The sequence below is a fragment of the Tahibacter sp. genome, from assembly GCF_032229445.1.
GTDB lineage: Bacteria > Pseudomonadota > Gammaproteobacteria > Xanthomonadales > Rhodanobacteraceae > Tahibacter.
Genome location: NZ_JAVTWC010000014.1, coordinates 1 through 19,610 on the forward strand (window position 1 = coordinate 1; position 19,610 = coordinate 19,610).

10 protein-coding genes and 1 pseudogene are annotated in these 19,610 nt (G+C 67.5%); 7 read left to right on the plus strand and 4 right to left on the minus strand.

Features of this window, described 5'->3' with window-relative positions:
* Positions 1 to 886, minus strand: a pseudogene (locus RUU78_RS03255) (carbohydrate-binding protein CenC); the annotation flags it as partial.
* A 521-nt stretch (positions 887 to 1,407) separates the two neighbouring features.
* Between RUU78_RS03255 and RUU78_RS03260 the strand changes: the two are divergent.
* A complete protein-coding gene (locus RUU78_RS03260; protein WP_313913628.1) occupies positions 1,408 to 2,940 on the plus strand; it encodes a hypothetical protein in 1,533 nt (510 codons plus the stop codon).
* Positions 2,941 to 3,221: 281 nt separating this feature from the next.
* Here the strand turns inward: RUU78_RS03260 and RUU78_RS03265 are convergent, their stop codons facing one another.
* Positions 3,222 to 4,502, minus strand: a complete 1,281-nt coding sequence (locus RUU78_RS03265) for a flavohemoglobin expression-modulating QEGLA motif protein (RefSeq protein WP_313913630.1) — start codon at positions 4,500 to 4,502, stop codon at positions 3,222 to 3,224.
* Positions 4,503 to 4,629: 127 nt separating this feature from the next.
* Between RUU78_RS03265 and RUU78_RS03270 the strand changes: the two genes are divergently transcribed.
* The 3 genes from RUU78_RS03270 to RUU78_RS03280 all read left to right on the plus strand — a co-directional run bounded on the left by RUU78_RS03270 (position 4,630) and on the right by RUU78_RS03280 (position 7,880).
* Positions 4,630 to 5,316, plus strand: coding sequence for a fumarylacetoacetate hydrolase family protein (locus RUU78_RS03270; RefSeq protein WP_313913631.1), 687 nt, complete (start codon positions 4,630 to 4,632; stop codon positions 5,314 to 5,316).
* A gap of 169 nt (positions 5,317 to 5,485) precedes the next feature.
* A complete protein-coding gene (gene mscL / locus RUU78_RS03275; protein ID WP_313913634.1) occupies positions 5,486 to 5,899 on the plus strand; it encodes a large-conductance mechanosensitive channel protein MscL in 414 nt (137 codons plus the stop codon).
* A gap of 118 nt (positions 5,900 to 6,017) precedes the next feature.
* Positions 6,018 to 7,880 (plus strand): serine protease, encoded by a 1,863-nt coding sequence (locus RUU78_RS03280; protein ID WP_313913636.1) that lies wholly within the window; start codon positions 6,018 to 6,020, stop codon positions 7,878 to 7,880.
* 31 nt (positions 7,881 to 7,911) lie between these two features.
* On the opposite strand, the gene RUU78_RS03285 is transcribed toward RUU78_RS03280, so the two are convergent.
* Both RUU78_RS03285 and RUU78_RS03290 read right to left on the minus strand, forming a co-directional pair.
* Complete coding sequence (locus tag RUU78_RS03285; RefSeq protein WP_313913638.1) at positions 7,912 to 11,301, minus strand: hypothetical protein; 3,390 nt, start codon at positions 11,299 to 11,301, stop codon at positions 7,912 to 7,914.
* A gap of 112 nt (positions 11,302 to 11,413) precedes the next feature.
* Positions 11,414 to 12,646 carry a hypothetical protein gene (locus tag RUU78_RS03290; RefSeq protein ID WP_313913640.1) on the minus strand — a complete coding sequence of 411 codons (1,233 nt, stop codon included), beginning with the start codon at positions 12,644 to 12,646 and terminating at the stop codon, positions 11,414 to 11,416.
* A 407-nt stretch (positions 12,647 to 13,053) separates the two neighbouring features.
* Between RUU78_RS03290 and RUU78_RS03295 the strand changes: the two genes are divergently transcribed.
* From RUU78_RS03295 to pglX, 3 genes are all read left to right on the plus strand, one after another.
* Positions 13,054 to 13,275, plus strand: a complete 222-nt coding sequence (locus RUU78_RS03295; protein ID WP_313913642.1) for a helix-turn-helix transcriptional regulator — start codon at positions 13,054 to 13,056, stop codon at positions 13,273 to 13,275.
* On the plus strand, positions 13,272 to 17,486 hold the full coding sequence (pglW, locus tag RUU78_RS03300) for a BREX system serine/threonine kinase PglW (RefSeq protein ID WP_313913644.1): 4,215 nt from the start codon (positions 13,272 to 13,274) through the stop codon (positions 17,484 to 17,486). The genes RUU78_RS03295 and pglW overlap by 4 nt, the downstream gene beginning before the upstream one ends.
* A 35-nt stretch (positions 17,487 to 17,521) precedes the next feature.
* Positions 17,522 to 19,610: BREX-2 system adenine-specific DNA-methyltransferase PglX (gene pglX, locus RUU78_RS03305; RefSeq protein ID WP_313913646.1), on the plus strand; the 2,089-nt coding region annotated here is incomplete at its 3' end.

The window sequence follows — 19,610 nt, forward strand, 5'->3', positions numbered from 1 at the left end:
TGCTGGCCGCACTGCGACCGGCGGCATAGCGGCTGCGCGCCGTGGTCGGACTGGCCGAGGCATTGGTCGACGAGGATCCGTCGAAGTAGTGGTTGTGCTCGGAGGTCATCAGGAAATCGAGACCGCGGTTGCGCGCGTACGGAAACGCCGCGGCGGGGCCGTACTGGCCGCTCTGTGCGGCCTGCGACGAGGTGCACGAACCGATCGCGCCGCCACCGTCGGAATCGTTGGTCTGGCTGTGCAGGTTGCCGTAGTACACGGTGTACGGCAGCGCGCCGGTCGCCGGCGCGCTCTTGGCACCCTCGCTGTACGCCGCTTCACCGAAGACGCCGACAGGCAGCGCCGTGAATGCGGGCATCGCTGGCTTGGCCGGTGCACCGAGTTCGATGTCCCAGTTCTGCGCGATAGCGTGGTCCGCCGTCGCCAGCGCCTGTTCCACGCGCTGCGGCAGTTCGCCGGGCAGCGTGCGTGTCAGCAGCGGTTCGCCGGTCGCAGCGGTCAGGCCGACGCGATAGTGGCCACTCGCCAATGCGCGTTGCGCCGCATCGCGTCCGTCCCAGGGCACGCGCACATCGACAGGTTTTCCATAGAACGGCACTTCGCCGTACCAGGCCTGCACGCGCCGCCCGGCAGGGTCCTGCACTTCCAGGCGCCAGGCCACGGTGGCCGGGTCGGTGGCGTCCGGAAACGCGAAATGCAGCACGAACTCGCGCGCATCGCCCGCGTCACCGCGGTACGGCGCCTCGAGCGTGGCATCGAATTCATGATGGTCCGGACTCGCCGCGTAGGCGTCGCCGCTCAGTGCAGCGATCAACATGACGCCGAATGCCACGCCCTGAACCGTACCGATCAGGGCCCCCGCCCCGAAACGCTTGCTCTTCCCCATGCTGACCTCCCCAAACGCGCCCGCGGGCGCGAAACCCGGGACATATACCGCCGGCGCATTGCAGGACGGTGTCGCGGTCGTTGCGGTGCGCGCGGGACACAGCGGCGGCACATGGATGATGAGGGAGCGATTCCGTCCCACGCCCGGCAGCGCAACGGACGCAGGACGCGGCAGGCGCGGGCAACATCGACAGCGGGAAATCCGGCGTTCAAGCGCAATCTCCCGCGAGGGTGCTGCGGCCGAGGAATCGGCAAGGGCGCGCGGACCTTACGGCAGCGACGGCGGACATTATCGTGACGCAATCGGCGCTAGCGGACAGGAATGCCATATCGGCCAGCGCGAATGTCGCGCGCCTCACGGATTCGCATCGCGCCGCGCCGGCCGGCATCGCGGCGGCGCCATGTCTCCGCGTGGTTTCCCTGGCCTTGCCGCGCTTTTCCGCGGCCGTGTCCAGCCGCCTTGTCCTGCGCGGCCGCCTCGCTACGCTTGCACGGCGAGAGGCAAGGCATCGGGGGGAAGCCATGTACATCGTTCGCGGGATGGTTGTGCTGTTGCTGTCCGCCGTCGCACCGCTGCACGCGCAGGGACTGCCGAGCTTTTCGGGCGCGGAAGGTTTCGGTGCGGCGGCGAGCGGCGGACGTGGCGGACGTGTGCTCCACGTGACAACCCTCGACGCCGATCCGGCCGGCATGAACGGCAGCGGCCACAGCGGTTCACTGAACTGGGCATTGCGCCAGAGCGGCGCGCGCACAGTGCTGTTCAAGGTCAGCGGCGTCATCGACGGCATCGCGACCGTGCGCAGCGGCGACGTGACCATCGCCGGACAGAGTTCGCCCGGCGGCGTGATCGTCCGCGGCCTGGTCTGCGGCACGCACTACGGCGGCGTCAACTGCGACAACCTCATCGTGCGGCATCTGCGCTCACGCCCGGCCTGCCAGCTCAGTCCTCCGGGCAACTGTCCCGGCAACGACGACGCGCTGCGCCTGGACGGGATCCGCCACGCCATGCTCGATCATCTGTCGCTGGCCAACGCGAGTGACGAAGCAGTGCAGTTGAGCTGGGCCTCGCAGATCACACTGCAGGATTCGATCATCGCGGAAACCGTCGGCAGCCATGCAACCTACGGCGGCGTGCTGCTGAACTATTCCAACAGCGCGTATCCGCTGGATGGCATCACGCTGACGCGCAACCTCTGGTACCGCATCAAGGGTCGCCTGCCCGAGATCACCTGCGAATCCAGCGCGCAGGACGATATTCCGCCACGTCTCATCGATGCCTGCCAGAACGTGCCGCTGCGGCTGGAAGTCAGCAACAACCTCTATCTCGATCCCGGTTACTTCATCGACTACGGGCCGTGGGTCGACGCGGACGTTGCCAACGGACCGTTCCGCGTGCAGCTCAATCTCGTCGGCAACCGCTTCGTCACGCGCAGCGGCTTCAGCTTCGGCCTGGCCGCATTCGGCCTGCTCGGCACGGATGTTGGCGATCCGCCGAGCCAGAACACGCTCTACGTGCGCGACAACCGCATCGACCGTTTCAGTGCGCTGGCCGACTATCAGCTGTTCTATTGCTGCAACGACTTCCCGCCGGGCCCCGGCGGCAACACCGCGACGGGCACGGCGCTGCGACGCGGCACCCGGCACGATTTCCCGGCCACGCGCTACCGTCCCGGCGATCGTCTGCAGCGCGAACTGCCGCTGACCGCTGGCGCGCTGCCGCACGACGCCATGGATCGGCGCTACGCCGCCTCGACGGCCGCCGCAAGCATTCCCGACCTGCCGCACGAACAGCCCGTCGCTGGCGATGCGTTCACGCTGGATTTCGCCCCAGGTGCTCCGCCGACCGCGCCCGCCGACAGCGACGCGGACGGCATGCCCGATGCGTTCGAACTGGCGCACGCGGACTATGGACTGAACCCGTCCGTCGGCGACAACAACGGCACGCAGCTGTCGCTGCCGCTGCTCGGCGTGGCCGGGTATACGAATCTCGAAGTGTATCTGGAGCTGCTCGCGCGCCAGCGCGGCGAACTGATCTTCGCCGACGGTCTGGAATGAGCTGACGGGGCGTGCACGCTGAAGCGGCGATGTGGCGGGGGATCGCGACCGATTCCGCCGGGTCCCGAAAACAACACGGCAACCGTCCTGGTCGCCGTGTCTGAGCCCATGCGCAGCTCTCGGACTGCGCCAGCTCCCCCTGGTGAAGCGGGCACCGGACGCACTAGGCGCGGTGCAAAAGTGACGAGCAAGACTAGCCCCGGCCAGGCCTGGCGGACAGATCGGTCACATTTCTTTGCAGTTGCGGCCAGGCAACCTGCCGACCTGTGACGCGGTTCCGGTCAGACGCCCAGTACCAGGTCGTCCGCAGCGACCGCGTTGATGCGGATCTGGTTGGCGAACAGCGAGAACGCGAGCATGCCGGCCAGGCCATTCGCGCGCTGCACCCACGGCGGCAGGTAGAGCGGCTGAGCGATGTAGCCGGAGTCGAAATACGGTTCCAGCGCGATCACGTCGTGCAGCGCCATCTTGCCGGCGAACAGCGCGCGCGACAGCTTGAGGCGGCGATGTTTCAGGGTCCAGCGGAAGAAGGTATGCACGGTCAGCAGTCCGTGCAGGTAGACATTGTCCTTCGTGAATGCCGCGCCGCCCTGCACCGGTACGCCGCGGAACACGCGCTGGGTCGAGGAGAAGCTGTCCGACTCGGTCTGCCCCGCCTCGAGGAAATAGCTGAACACGTCGACGAAATCGGCGCCGGACAGCGCCATGTCGATCGCCACGATGCGCAGCGAGATACGCTTCATGCGTTCGATGTCGATTGAACCGGACATCAGCTCGGCGAACACGGCCAGGCCTTCCTGCGTCGCGGTCACGCGCGGCGAGGACCGGCCCAGCGACTTCAGGTGCGGCTGCTCGCGTCCGTTGAGGCCCGTCAAAGAGTGCACGAAGGCCTCGTGCTCGACGAGCTGGTGGCGGTCGTATTCGGAGAAGCACGTTGCCGAGCGCAGGCGGATGCGGGTCGGTCCGGCTGCCGCCTTGGCAATGAGGTCGGGGTCGATCTCGACCTCGATCTTGTGCGAGTGGAAAAAGCCGTCGAGCTGCGCCTGTAGTTCCGCCTGCAGGGTCTCTGCCGGAATGCAGTAGTCGGCCTCGCTGGCGAGGATTTCCTGGTCCAGTTCGCCGGCCAGGCCGACGAAGTGGCGCGCGGCGTCGAGGTTGGTCAGTTCCGAGCCCGGCAGGCGGTCGCCCGGACGGCCGTAGAGCCGGATGGAATGCCCGGTCACCGCCGCCGTGCCGACCGAATGCAGCAACTCGGTCGCGATGCGCCAGGATTCCGCGCTGCGGCGCAGGTAGTCGCCGACCGGATGCTCCGTCTCCGCCTCGGCCTGGATCGCGATCAGCTCCTCGCGCTCGGCGGACAGGTCCGGCGCGACGTAATGCACGTCGGGCAGGCTGCGGAATCCGCGCTGCCAGTTGTTGATGAAATGCTGCTGCGCTGAGGCCGGCCAGCTGACGACCTGGAGCATCCGGATGCGGCGGATCGCCGCGACCAGGCGCGCGTCGAGCGCGGTGCAGCGGTCCAGCAGGCGGGCTTCGGCAGCGTCCGGGGCGATCACGCTCATGCGGCCGACTATAGCCCGGATTTCTCACACCCCTTCTACTGCGAACGGGCGTAAGAAATCCGGGCTAGCGCGCCCCCGTCGGCCGATTGCTATGCTGAATCATCTCTTCCCGTGCTCAAGGGCCGCCATGAACTTCGTCTTCCCCGCCCCGCCGACCGCCAGCGTGCCGGTACTCGACAGCGAGCAGCGCTTTCCCGTGCATCGCATCTACTGCGTCGGCCGCAACTACGCCGACCACGCCAAGGAGATGGGCGCCGAGGTGAACCGCAGCCAGCCGACCTTCTTCCTCAAACCCGCCGACGTCGTCGTCACCGATGGCAACGACGTGCCGTATCCCAGCGCCACGAACGACCTGCACCACGAAGTGGAAATGGTCGTCGCGCTGCACTCGGGCGGACGCGACATACCGGTCGCGTCCGCGCTGCAGCATGTATACGGCTACGGCGTCGGTCTCGATCTGACGCGGCGCGACCTGCAGGCCGTGGCCAAGGCCAAGAGCCTGCCCTGGGACGTGGCCAAGGGCTTCGACGCTTCCGCACCGGTATCGGCGCTGCGCGCGGTCAACGCCGGCGCGCATCCGCAGCATGCGACGCTGTCCCTGCTCGTCAACGACGAGCCGCGCCAGTACAGCGACATCAGCGAGATGATTTTCAATGTCCCCGAAATCATCCACGAACTGTCGAAACTGTTCGAACTGACCGCCGGCGACCTGATCTTCACGGGCCCGCCGGCCGGCGTCGCCGCGCTGGCCCGCGGCGACACCTTCGAGGCCACGCTCGGCGGCGTGGCCTCGCTGCGCGGACGGATCGTCTGAACGCGCGCGACCGCGAAGACATGGCGACGAGTCCGCGATAGCCGCGGCGCGACGGACGCGTCGCCGGCGGGGATTTCCCTGCCTCGCCGAACGGCCGCGCTATCGTGTAAAACACCTTCGCGCGGCACGGGGAGCCGCCATCCACTGCACGGCCATCAGGAGACGGACCATGGGCTTCTTCAGCGAGTTCAAAGCATTCGCAATGCGCGGCAACGTGATCGATCTCGCAGTCGGTGTCGTCATCGGCGCCGCCTTCGGCAAGATCGTCACGTCGCTGGTCGACCAGATCATCATGCCGCCTATCGGCATGCTGATCGGGGGTGTGGATTTTTCCGCGTACAAATGGGTGCTGCAAGCAGCCGGTCCCGACGGCAAGGGTGAGGTCGCCGTCCAGTTCGGCGCGTTCTTCAATACCCTGATCCAGTTCGCCATCGTCGCGTTCGCGATCTTCCTCGTGATCAAGCTCATGAATCGTCTGATCAAGAAACAGGAGGACGCGCCGGCGCCGCCGGCACCGCCGGCTGCAGAAGTCGTGCTGCTGACCGAGATCCGCGACCTGCTGAAGAACGATCTGCCTCGCTGAGGTGCGAGCATCGCGGCCGTGAAGCCGGCAGTAATGCCGGCGCATGCGACGGCCCACTGAGAGAATCCCTGCGAAGGAGGCACTGGTATCGGGCAACGGCCACGACGAGACGATACCGATGAACATGACCCATGAAGGCGGAGACGATGCGCCGGGCGGGGGTGGACACGACGACGAGGGCAGCATCGCGCAGGACGCAGTCGCGCAACTGCTCAAAGGCGAGTGGACCGGATCTGTCGAATGGGTACTCGCCGCCGCCGTCCAACTGCTCGCGGCCGCAATCCGCGCTCGATGCGATGAGCCCGATATCCAGCAGGCGCGGACGCTGGTCCGGCTGTTCAACGATCGCCTGCATTTCGAATTGACCTGCCAGATTGCGGAAGCCTGGCAGCAGTCGGCGCCCCGCGACATGACGATAGGCCGGAGACACGCGCAGGCGCTGATCAACCTGCGCGAACTCGATCTTGCGGAAGGTCTGATCAAAGAACTGCTGGCGCCGCAGGACTGGCACGCCGCGACGGTGCCGGCACAGACCATCGCGTTCGAGACGACGGAACTGCGCGGCCTGCTCGGACGCATCGCCAAGGACCGCTTCGTGCGCGCGACCGAGCGCAACGACACCGAACCGCAGGGCGCCGGCGCGACCCCGTCCCCGTACGCTGGCGAGCAGTTGCAGACCGCGATCGATCGCTACCGCGCGGAGTACGACGCGGACGAAACGCGCTACTGGCACGGCATCAACACCGTCGCGCTGCTAACGCGTCAACAGACCGAACGTGCCGTGCCAACCGGCGCACCGGACAACCCGGCGCGGACGCTTGCCGCTCGACTGGTCGCGATGCTGAGCGCGAAGGTCGACGCCCATCGCGATGCAGGCAAGGCACTTGAGAGCAGCCATCCGGGCAGCGACGCGGCGGCGACGCAGGCGTGGGAATCACGCCAGAAGCAATGGGTCCGCGATGCCGGCGATATGCCGTGGATTCTCGCCACGCTGTCGGAGGCCCATCTTGCGCTCGACGATTGCGACGCCGCCGAACTCTGGCTCAGCCGCTTCATCAACCTGTCCGGCACACGCCCCTTCGACCTCGGCGCCTATGCGCGCCAGCTCGTCGAAATCTGGCGCGGCGACCCACTGCGACCGGAAAAGGACTGCGCGTCGCGCCTGGCGCACATCCTGTCGCTACGCCAGCAGGCCGCTACCCAGGGGCTGGCGCTGAGTGCAGCGCAAGCCCGCGACCTGCGCGAACATCCCGGCGTCCTGGAAAAGAACTTCAGTGGCCAGAGCACGTTCTCTGTCGCCACCGTCCGTCATGTGCTGCGCATCTGCGAGGCCGTCGGCTGCGTCTCATCGGACATCGGCCGGCGTATCGGCACGGGCTTCCTGATCGAGCGGGGCAAACTCTGGGGCGACGACAGCACCGAGCTCGTATTCGTCACCAACGCACACGTCATCAGCGACTGCGCCGTCCCCGGTTCGGTCGCGCCGAAAAGAGCCCGCATCCAGTTCGAGATGGATAGTGGACGCACCGCGCCGCAACCCGAATATCGCGTCGGGGAAGTGCTGTATTGCACGCCGCCGCGCGGCGCCTTCGTGCCGAACTATCCGGGCAAGGAACTCGATTTGTGCGTCGTTACGCTCGACCCGCAGCCGTCTGGCGACGGGCTGGAACTCAATCTGGCCATGCCCAAGCTGGGTCCGCGCACCAAGGTCTACGTGGTGGGTCACCCGCTGGGCCGCGGGCTGCAGATTTCATTGCACGACAGCCTGCTGCTGGCCTACGACGGCATTCCGCGCCTGATCCACTACCGCACGCCGACCGAGCCCGGCAGCTCCGGCAGCCCGGTGTTCAACGAGGACTGGGAAGTCATCGGCGTGCACCATGCTGGCACGTCGACGGCTCGGAGGCTCGACCAGGCAGGCACCTATGAAGCCAACGAAGGGATCGCGCTGGCGGCGCTGTGCCGGACGCTGAAAGCATAGGGGCCGCACCCGCTCTGGCTGCATGCAGCGCCTAGCGGCAGCTCCTCCCCAACTGCTCCGTAAGCCGCACGAGATCGAGGTTGCCGGCGGCAAAGCCGGCAATCTGCGGCGTCCAGCTCACCTGCGCCGTGTCGGACCCGGTGAAGCGGAAGGTGGCCGTGCCCCAGGGTCGGCGATCGAGATCGGCGACGCGGTAGTCGGGCGGGAAGTCCGGTCCGCGCGTGATGCCGAACGTCAGCGTCGCGCTGTCGCCGCTGATGGGGCCGGCGCCGACGAGGAACAGCGGCTTGCCACGATCGAACACGTACCAGACCGCGACGAGCTGGCGCGCTTCGCCGCCGCCGAAGACGTGCAGGAAGAATCCGTGACCGCTCTGCGCGGGCTGGAACCAGTTGCCGCTGTGGCAGGCACGGACCTGCGCGCCAGGCGGATCATCCGCGCTGGCCGCTGCGGCGACCAGGCTTTCGATCGGCAGCTCGCCGCTGCCGAAGCCGGGCAGGCTGCTGCTCCAGCGCAAGGTTGCGCGCCGCGGCGAATGGAATTCGATGTCGAGTTCGCCCCAGGCCTGCTGCTGCACATCGGCGGCGCGGAAATCCGGCGGGAAGTTCGCGCCGCGACTGGCCGCGACCGGCACGCGCACGCGGCCGCCGTCGGCACGGCCCACGCCGATCATCCAGTACGGTTCGCCGTCCTGGTAGACGAACCAGCTCGCGACGACATGCGTCACGCCGTCGATGACGACGGGTTCGAGCATCAGTCCGTGGCCATCGGATTGCGGGTTCCACCACATGCCGGCGACACGCGTGTCGATGCGGTAGTCGGGCTCGGCGTCGAAATCGCCGAGATTCACGCGCCACACGCCGCGCCCGTAGGTGAAGGCGAACAGCTGCGCCGGCCCGCCGGCGGTTGCGACCAGCTTCAGGTCTTCGGTAATGACATTGGCGTAGCCGGTGTTCTCCACCGCCCAGTTCGCGCCGCCGTCCAGCGAGACAAACAGGCCGAGGTCGGTACCCAGGTAAAGCTCTCGCGGGTTGCGCGGATTGATCGCGATCGCGTGCACCGGCACGTCGGGCAAGCGGCCTTCGCCGTCGCCGTCCAACGGCTGCCAGCTCGCGCCCGCATCGACCGACTTCCAGACGTGCACGTCGCCAAAGGTGGAATACGTGGCATACGCCACATTGCTGTCGAGCGGATCGAAGGCCAGCCGCGAGACCCAGCCGCTGCGCGGCGAGGCGGAAGCCCAGACCGTGCCCTGCGTGCTCGCCAGCGCCGCGCTGCTGCGGTAGATGCCGGTCTGGTTGCCGACCAGCATGCGATTGGGATTGCCGGGTGCGATCGCGATGGCCGAGGTGCGGCCGCCGAACCCGCCGTTGCCGAAGGGTGCGCTGGCGCGGCGCCAGTTGCCGGCCGCATCGTCGCTGCGCCACAGGCGCGTGCCGCCGGCGTAGAGCCGCTGCGGCGCGTTCGGGTCGATCAGGTACGGCATGATGAACAGGGTCTGGTCGCTGAGCCCGCGCGTCGCACCGACGAAGCGGTTGCCGCCGTCGACGGACTTGCCGATCGAGACGTGTTGCGCGCTCGCGTACAGCACATTGGTATTGGACGGGTCGACCGCGGCGAAGCCGCCATCGCCGCCGTACACATGGCGCCAGGCGTAGGGGCCGGCGTCGTCGCCGCCGAGCCAGGTGCCGTTGTCCTGGGTGCCGCCGAGGTAACGGCGTCCGTCGGGAAACACCGCGCCGGCGTAGAACTGCGTCGTGCCCATGCCGCGGCTCAGGCCACGCCAGCGCACACGATCACCGGCCGGTGCACGGCACAGCCCCGCCTCACCGCTGCCGACCGGCGCGCGCGCGTTGTCACTCGTGGAAATGCCGCCGTCGTGCGCGCTGTAGATGCGCTGGTTGGCCGCACCGTCGTAGCCCGGATGGAAGCGGATGCGGTGCTGGTCCGGATGCACGTAGGAATCGTCCGGCGCGAAGTAATAGCTGGCCAGGCCGAAACGCCGGCCGCCGTCGGTGGAGCGGAACAGGGTCATGCCGCCGACCCAGACCGTGTCGGCGTCGACGGGATCGGCCGCGATCGCATTGTTGTACCAGCCCGCGGCATAGAAATCCGGCGGCGACGGATCGCCGCAGGCCAGTGGCTTCACCGCGAAATGAAACTGGAACAGACTCGCCGACAGAAGATCCGGCGAGTCGTTGCGCAGGCGAGCATCCCAGGTGCGTCCGCCGTCGTCGGAGCGCCACAGCGCATGCAGGCCGTTGTCGTAGTCGCCCACGCCATCACCGGTGCGGTCGGCCCCGGGAGCGATGCTGGCCGCGACGGCGTAGATCACGCGCGGGTCAGCCTTGTGGATGTCGATCTGCGTACGGCCCTGGCCGGCTTCCGACAGTACGGTTTCCCACTGTCCGGCATTGCCCGCATCGGTGTTGAGGAACACCGCCGCCGGGCAGGGCCCATCGCACGCGGCCGGCGTGACCGTGCCCGGCAGCCAGTAGCGATCGGCGATGGAACGCGATGCGCAGGTCGCGAGCAGCCAGTCCTGCGTCGTATCGCCGCGGATCGCCAGATCGGTACAGCCTTCATAGCGCAGCGCGTCCTGGCCATCGGCCGGACGCAGCAGGCGTTCGAACGTGGCGCCGCCGTCGCGCGAGCGCCAGATGCCGCTGTTGGTCGCTGCGTACAGGCGGCGCGAATCGCGCGGACTGAACACGATATCGCTGACGTAGCGGAACTGTGCGTTCTGCGTCGCGAGCAACGGGCTCCAGCTCTCGCCGCCGTCGATGCTCTTGAGGATTCCCGAGCCGCTCATCGGCGACCACGGCATGCCACTGTCGCGATACAGCTCGCCGGTGCCGGCGTAGATCGTGTCGGGCCGTTCGGGATCGATCGCGAGCGCGCCGATGTTGAGGTTCACCGCATCGTCGGACAACGGCTGCCAGTTCGCGCCGGCGTCGCTGCTTTTCCAGACGCCGCCGGACACGCCGCCGGCATACATCACGTCGCTGTTGCGCGGATCGAATTCCAGTGTGCGCGTGCGCCCGGTCGCGTTGGCAGGCCCGAGCCACTGCCATTGCGGCAGCGCTTTCGCACCCATGGGATTGCCATCGGCGCGCGGCAGGTGCCGCTTCATCATCCGCATGCGCTGTTCGGCCTGGAACCAGCGCGCCGGCTGCAGTTCGCTTTCGCCGGCCGGCAGGCGCCGGGCCGAGAACAACTGCGCGCGTTCGAGTGCGCCGCTGACGCGCTGGTTTTTTTCCGCGCGCTCCTCGCGCATGTACTCCGCGACGCTGTCGCGTTCGCGCTCGCCGTCGCGCTCGTACGCGCTATCGCGTGCCAGATCCTGCCGCGCCGGCGGCGTGCAGCCGGCCGCGGCCAGTGCCAGTACGAATGCGCCTGTCCATCGCAAGCCGGATGCCATCGTCATCTCCCCGAATGACTACGGCGTTCATCGTAGCGCTGGCGCAGAGCAGACGACGTTGGCGATGTTGCAGAAATGCAGTGCTGGCGCGGCGGCTTGGCCAGCGGCCGAATCAGTGGCTGAAGCCGTCGATGAAGATCCGCTCGGGCGCATCCCGCAATTCCCAGATGCCCTGATCGGTCGAGACGCGCAGTCGCGAGTGATCGCGCTCATCCAGACCCAGTTGGTGGATCGTACCGAATGGCGCGTTCCCGCCGACGCGCGTCCAGTTCGCGCCTCCGTCCTCGCTGCGATACACGCAGGCCGACGCGAATCCAACACCGGTCCCGGCTGCGTAGACGACATCCGGAGCCGCCAGGTCGACCTGCAGGTCGCGTATCGAGCAGTCGGCGAAGAGAGCGCCACTGGGCAGCCACGTCGCGCCGCCGTCGACGGTCTTGTAAACGCGCGAGGGTTCCATATCGATACCTGCCGCGGCCCACAGAACGCCGGAGCGGCGCGGATGCGCCGCTATTGCGGCCACATCCGGATGCGTCTGTGACGCCCCCGGCAACAGCGGAAGGCCATTGCTGCGCTGCTGCCAGTGGAGGCCGCCGTCGGTGCTGCGGAATACACCGCTGCGCATCACGGGCTGAATAGGCGTGCCGTCGTCGGCCTCTCCGGTGTAGCGCGTCGACAGGAAGACTTCGCCGTCAGCCGTGACTTCGAGATCGATCGGATAGATTGCTTCGTATACATTTACAACATACGTATAGCGCGGCAGGCCGCTGTCGGCCGCGTCGCCGCTGACCCAGTTGTCGCCGCGCTGGTCGCTGCGAAACACGCGCCAGCCTTCCGTCGACGTCAGCGCGAACACGCGCTGCAGCGGGCCGCTGCGGCAGCGGCCGAGCGCTGGCGGCGCGGCGCAGGAGCGCGGATCGACCGCGATGTCGCGAATCAGCGGGCTGATAGTGCTGCCAGCGACACTGCCGGACGGCAGCCCGCTTTCGAGGCGCACCCAGTTCTGGCCACTGTCGTCGCTGCGGAACAGGGGACCTCGCGTCGGCTCACCGAACGGCGTGCGCAGATTGCGGCCACCGGCGTACAGCGTCATCGCCGAGGGCTGCGCCGCAGTGGTCGGATTGAGCGCGAGCGAACGGACGTACTCGACCTCGTCGGTGAGCACCGCCTGCCACTGCGCACCGCCGTCGCGCGTCATGACGAGCGGCGAGGACTCGAACGGAGTTTCGTCCCAGTAGCCGGTAAACAGGGTGTTCGGGGCGCCGGGCACTACGGCCAGGCCGCGCATGTGCCGCGAACTGAGGCCGGTGTTGCTGGTCGCCCAGGTCGAATCCGACGAGTGCATCGCCCGCTGTCGTTGCTCGTTAACGTTGGCACCAGCGCGGTAACCCTGTCATCTGCCTGTCGATTTGCTCTCCCATCGAACGGGGAACACATCGGTCCGTCCCCGAAACAGACGGCGGAACAGGTCAATCTTCTGCTGAGTGGAAAAACCTGACGATGTGCCGACTGTGGGCGGCTTTGTCTCAGATGGTGGCGAGCGCCACGCACACCATGTGCCTGCAGCAATGCAACCAGCCGGGCGTTCTCGGCGCGGAGCGCAAAGCGCAGAGAGTGCCACGGTGTCATGCCTTCTCGGCCCGCGACCTGTCATATGGTGCCTGGCGAGTCGTTTCCGCAAAGAAAGTCGGGGCGATGCGCAGCGCGAAATAATGCTACGCTGCGCATCACCCCGGCACTCTTGGCGCGCCCATGATCCGTTGTCGCCTCTCCATCCTGATGGGTCAGAAGCGCCTGCGGATTGCCGATGTGGCGCGCCTCACAGGGCTCAATCGCAGCACTGTTACCGCGCTCTACCACGATCGCGCCACGCGGATCGAGCTGCCGGCGCTGGACCGGCTTTGCGCCCTGTTCGAGTGCCCGGTGGGGGAGCTATTTGAACGACTGCCTGACCACGCGGAGCGCGACCAATGACCCTCAGCACTGGCCGTTGGCATGTGATCTCGGAGTCCGAATACGCCTGGGAACGGGAAGCGCTGGAGTGGCTGCGCGAGCACCTGCCGAATCATGACCCCTGGCACGTCTGGACCAACTTCGAGTTCATTGACGACGATGGTCGTGTGAACGAGGTCGATGCGCTGGTCATGGCGCCGACAGGCCTTTACCTCGTCGAGATCAAATCGCGACCCGGCGAACTGCGGGGCGACGCCCACACCTGGGTATGGAACACCGACGGTCGCGAGTTCTCGGTCGACAATCCGCGCCTGCTGGCGGACCGGAAGGCCAAGCGCCTGGCGTCGATCCTGCGCCGGCAACCGGCCATGACCAAGGCCAAGACGCGCCTTCCCTTCATCGACTCGGCCATTTTTCTCTCGGCCACCAAGCTTCAGTGCCGGCTTGAGGGGCGTGCTCGGGTCGGCGTGTTCCTGCGTGGCCGTCCCGGCCATCCAGAGGACGATGGTGTCGTCGCCGGGCTAGCCCGTGGCCTCCGCGGCGTCACCGGGTCGGCCGTTGACAGCACGCAGATGCGGGCCGTGTTCAAGGCCATCGCCGAGGCGGGCATTCGTCCCTCCAGCAAGCACCGCACGGTCGGTGAGTACCGCCTGCAGAAGCTGCTCACCGAGGGCGAGGACTACCAGGACTGGCTTGGCCAACATCAGACCGTGGCCTCGGTCCAGCGACGCATCCGCATCTACACCCTCGCCTCCGCACAAAGCACCGAGGTGCGTGAGGGCCGCATCCGCAGCGCCCGTCGCGAGTTCGAAGTGCTCGAAGGCATCGACCATGCGGGCATGCTGCGCTGCCGCGACCTCAAGGAGACCGAGCTGGGTCCGGCGCTGATCTTCGATCACGACCCCAAGGCGATCCGTCTTGATCACCTGCTGCACGAACACGCCGCCCGGCTCACCCTCACCCAGCGATTGAGCCTCGTGCGCGGCATCGCCGAAGTGCTCAAGTTCGCCCACGGCAAGCGCCTTTTTCATCGTGCGCTGACCCCCAAAAGTGTTCTGGTCTGCGACTGGCCCGCACCGGATCTGCGCGTGCGGCTGATGAACTGGCAGACCGGCACTCGCAACAGCGAAGACTCGCAGACCCTGCACCGCACCACCGGCACCCACCATGTCGAGAACTACGTCGACGATCCGGGGCGCGTGTTTCTGGCGCCGGAAACGGCGCACGCCGAAGTGGGCCAGAGTGCGGAACTGGACGTCTTCTCGCTCGGCGCGCTCAGCTACCTGATCCTTTCCGGCCAGCCTCCGGCGGACAACCCGATCAGCCTGCTCACCACCTTGCGCGCCAAGCAGGGCCTGCAGCTGGCCGACGTCATGGACGGCTGCCCACAGAAGCTGTCCGACCTGATCCGCTTTGCCACCCAGCCCGAGGTGCTCGCTCGCTACAACACGGTCGATGGATTCCTCGCCGACCTCGATGCCGCCGAGGACGCGCTCACCACGCCTGATCCCGAGGCCACCGTCGATCCCAGTCAGGCCAAGGCCGGTGAGCGTCTTGAAGGCGGCTTCACCGTCACCCGCCATCTGGGCCGTGGCTCGTCTGCCGTGGTGCTGCAGGTGCAGCGCGACGGCGACGACGAAGCCCTGGTGCTCAAGGTCGCTCACGATGCCGCGCATAACGAGGCCCTGCGTAGCGAAGGCGAGGCGCTGGCCAAGCAGCTGCGCCACCCGAACATCATCGAACACCGCGACACCCTGAGCATCGCCGGACGCACTGCCCTCCTGCTGCGCAGCGCCGGCGATACCACCCTCGCCCAGCGCATCAAGACCGAAGGCCGGCTCTCGCTCGACTTGCTGCAGCGCTTCGGCGAGGAATTGTTGGCCGCGGTCGGCGAACTGGAAAACCAGGCCGTCAGCCACCGTGACATCAAGCCCGAGAACATCGGCATCACCACGGCGCGTACCGGGAAACTCAAGCTGGTGTTGTTCGATTTCTCGCTCAGCCGCACGCCGGCGGAGAACATCAAGGCCGGCACCCCACCCTACCTCGACCCCTTCCTCGTGCTGCGCTCACATCGACGCTGGGACCTGTATGCCGAACGCTATGCCGCGGCGGTAACCCTGCACGAAATGGCCGCCGGCCGCCCGCCACGCTTTGGCGATGGCCAGTCGGCACCGGAAGTGCTGGAGGACGAGGCGACCATCGACAGCGGCGTATTCGAGCCCTCGCTGCGCGATGCCCTCACCGCCTTCTTCGCCAAGGCGCTGCGCCGCGACTTCCGCCAGCGCTTCGACAACGCCGAAGACATGCAGCGCGCCTGGCGCGCCGTGTTTGAGCGCGCGGCAGCAGCTACCTCCACGCAGGGCGAAGAAGACAGTTTCGAGTCACTCGCCGCCGCCCTGGTCCCAACGTCCACGGTGGGCGAACTCGGCTACAGCCCCGCCGCACTCGACGTGCTCTCGCGCATGGGCATCAACACCGTGCGTGAGCTGCTGGGTGTCGACCGCCTGAAGTTCCGCTACCTGCAGGGTGTCGGCGACAAGGTGCGCAAGGAGGTGCGGCTCACCGCCAAACGCCTTGCCCAACTGCGCCCGGACCTCGCCCCCGGCCAGAGCAGCGCCTACGAGCAGGACGACGCGGACGTGCGCGCGGACCGTGCCCTGGTCGCCATCAATGAGCTGGCCGACGTGCTGATGCCGCGCCGCGCCGAGCAGCCGGAAGATGCTGCGCTGGAGTATTACCTCGGCCTTGATCTCGCCCCGGAGCGTGCCGGCCACTGGCCCAGCGCCGGCGAGGCTGCGGGCGCCGGACAGATCAGCCGCGAAGCCTTTTCGGCGTCCCTTGCCAAGGCCCGCGAGCGCTGGCTGAAGACCCCCGCCTTCACCGAACTGCGGGCCCAGATCCTCACCCTGCTACAGACCAATAGCGACGTGATGACCCACCGCGAGCTGGCCGATGCCCTGCTCGCCGTGCGCGGCTGCGCCCTGCCCGAGGATGTGGAACGCCTGCGCCTTGCCGGCGCCGTGCTGCGTGCGGCGGTCGAGGCCGAAGCCGGGCTGGAGTCGCCCCGTTTCCAGGCCTGGCCGCATCAGCCCTCCCAGCTGATTGCCACTCACCCTGCCTGGGCACGCTATGCCGAACAGTTGGGTGCCAAGGCCGACGGTTGCGCGCTGGCCGACCCCCTGCTCGCCCCGGCACGTGCGCTGGAGGCCCTGCGCAGCGTGCCGCTGCCGGAAGCCGAACCCGGCTCGCCCGAGCCGATCGAGCCTTCAGCCACCCGATTGCTCCGCTTGGCCACTGCTGCCTCGCAGGAAGCCGCACTCTCCAGCCGTCAGGAGATCTACCGTCGCGGCATGCCCAAGCTGCAGGCGCTGCGGCAGTCGCTTAACGCACTGATTGGCCTGCCGCAGATCAAACCGCAGGAACTGGTCAAGCGCGTCTCCGGCCGCTACCCCGAGGCAGAGCCCCTGCCCGCGCAGCGACACCTTCTCGACCGCCTGCTGGAAGAAGTCGGCGCACCGCTGCACTGGGACTCAGACATCACCCACGGCGGCGCCTACACCACCAAGGCGCTGGGCACCGGCCGCACGCTCAGTCCGATCAGCCGTCTCAGCCGGCACGCCACCGCCCAGCATGCCGGCCAGGCTGACAGTGGCGAGCTGCAGGATGCTCAGCAGATGGAGCAGCGCCTACAGCATCGCCTGCGAGACGGCGGTCTGCTGGTGATCGCCATCGAGCCGCTGCGCGCCCGCGCCGCGCAGACCGAGCTGCTGCACCGCTTTGGCGGCGAAGGCGCCGAGCAACTGCGCCTGTTCGACCTCGATGCCTGGTGGCTCGCTGCCCTGCGCCAACAGGTGACCGCATTGAAGGCCGACTGGAACGTCGTGCTGCGCGCCGATGCCGCCCCCGCGGACAGCGTCGATGCCAACCGCCTGCGCGGCCTCGCCCAGCGCTGCGTACCCGCGCTCACCGACGCCCTGCTGGAGGCCACGCAGCCCCTGCTGGTGGTGAATCCGGGCCTGCTCGCCCGCTTTGGCCTGCTGCACCTGATGGGCATGCTGGAAACCGAAGTCGGCCGCCCCGGCCGCACACCCGCCCTCTGGATGCTGCTGCCAAGCACCCACCCCACCGTCGCCAGTCTCGACGGCGCCACGGTGCCGTTGATCCGCGACACCAACTTCGCCGCGCTGCCCCGCGCCTGGGTGGAAAACCGCCACCGCAGCGCCGCCTGACGCCGCGGCCACCCCACACAAGGATTCACCCGCCCGTGATCGACACCAAGGCCCTACTCATCGATCTCGCCCGCCAGCTCAAGACGTTGGAAGACGACCTGCGCCAGCGCATCGATAACGAGCTGCCGGATCTCAAAACCGCGCTGACCGCCGAATGGCAGACTGCCCGCGACGCCGAGCGCTGCGCCGAAACCTTCGAGAGCTGGGCCGACCAGCTGATCACTCAGGCCGGCGTGCACTGGCTGCTGTCCTGTGTGTTCCTGCGCTTCATCGAAGACAACGCCCTCGTCGAGCGCCCGTGGCTGTCGGGCACGCCAGAATCCGGCCGCCTGACGCTGGCCCGCGACCGCTTCGAGGCCTGGTTGCGCGCCCACCCGACCGACAACGACCGCAGCTACCTGCTCGAGGCCTTTGGCGAGGCCGGCGCCCTGCCTGGCCTCAAAACCTTCTTCGACCCGGCACATAACCCGGTGTTTCGCTTTCCGATCAGCGCCGACGCCGCCATGGCGCTGCGCCAGTTCTGGCTGCAGGTGGACCCGGACAGCGGCGCTCTACGTCACGACTTCACCGACGCGAGCTGGAACACGCGCTTCCTCGGCGACCTCTATCAGGACCTCTCAGAGGCCACCCGCAAGCGCTACGCCCTGCTGCAGACGCCGGAATTCGTCGAGCGGTTTATCTTGGACCGCACCCTCACCCCGGCCATCCGCACCTTCGGCTTCCGCGAGGTGCGGCTGATCGACCCCACCTGCGGCTCCGGCCACTTCCTGCTCGGCGCCTTCGAGCGGCTGGTGGCGGAGTGGCAGCGCGCCGAGCCCGGCCGTAACCCGGTGGACATCGCCCAGAAGGCGCTGGACGCCGTGGCTGGCGTGGATCTCAACCCCTTCGCCGTGGCCATCGCCCGCTTCCGCCTCTGGGTGGCCGCGCTGCGCGTGGCCGGCGTGCAGCGCTTGGCCCATGCGCCCAACTTCAAGCTGCAGGTGGCCATCGGCGACAGCCTGCTGCACGGCACCCGATTCGGATTGAAGGTCACCGACGATCTGTTCGACAACGCCGAGCGCTATCAGCGCGCCGGACTCGCGCATGCTTACGCCAGCGAGGATCTGGAGGCCGTCAACGCCATCCTCGGCCGGCAGTACCACGCCGTGGTCGGCAACCCGCCCTACATCGTGGTCAAGGACAAGGCGCTCAATCAGGCCTACCGCAGCGGCTACGCCAGCTGCCACATGAAGTACTCGCTGGGCGCACCCTTTACCGAGCGCTTCTTCGAACTGGCTCTAAGCGGGGACGGCACCGCCAAGCATCCCGGCGGCTATGTCGGCGAGATCACCGCCAACAGCTTCATGAAGCGCGAGTTTGGCTCGAAGTTGATCGAGCAGGTGCTGCCCCAGCTCGATCTGACCCATGTGATCGACACCGCTGGTGCCTACATCCCCGGCCACGGCACGCCCACCGTCATCCTGTTCGGCCGCCATCAGCGGCCGGTCGCCGGAGAAGTACGCACGGTAATGGGCATCAAGGGCGAGCCGAGCACGCCGGAGGATCCGGCGCAGGGATTGGTGTGGACGGCGATCCTTGGTCAGGTGGATCGGGCGGGGTCGGAGAGCGACTTTGTCAGCGTGACGGATACTGCTCGTGGCGTGTTTGCACGGCATCCGTGGAGCATCGGCGGCGGCGGCGCCGCTGAGCTGAAGGAGCAGATCGAGGATGCTTCGATTGAGACGTTCGGGAAGCTGACCACCGCGATGGGATTCTTCGGGATCTCAGCGGCCGACGACATCCTGTTGGCGGATGCGGCATCACTCCGACGGCAAAGTGTCGAAGGCAACATGCATTGCCCTGTCGTATCAGGAGATGAAGTCCGGGACTGGTCGGAGGCGCCGACGCTTCATGCACTGGTCCCTTACGCTGATGGAGAGCTGGTCGATCTGGCACAACGAGCAGGTGCGCTTCGCTGGCTCTTGCCGTATCGGACCTTTCTCGGCGAGCGAACCACCTTTGCGAAGAAGTCCTACTTCGAGGAGGGACGGCCGTGGTGGGAATGGCACCAGATTGCGCTCGATCGCATCGAGACCCCACTCACCATCACCTTCGCCGAAGTCGCCACCCACAACCACTTCGTCC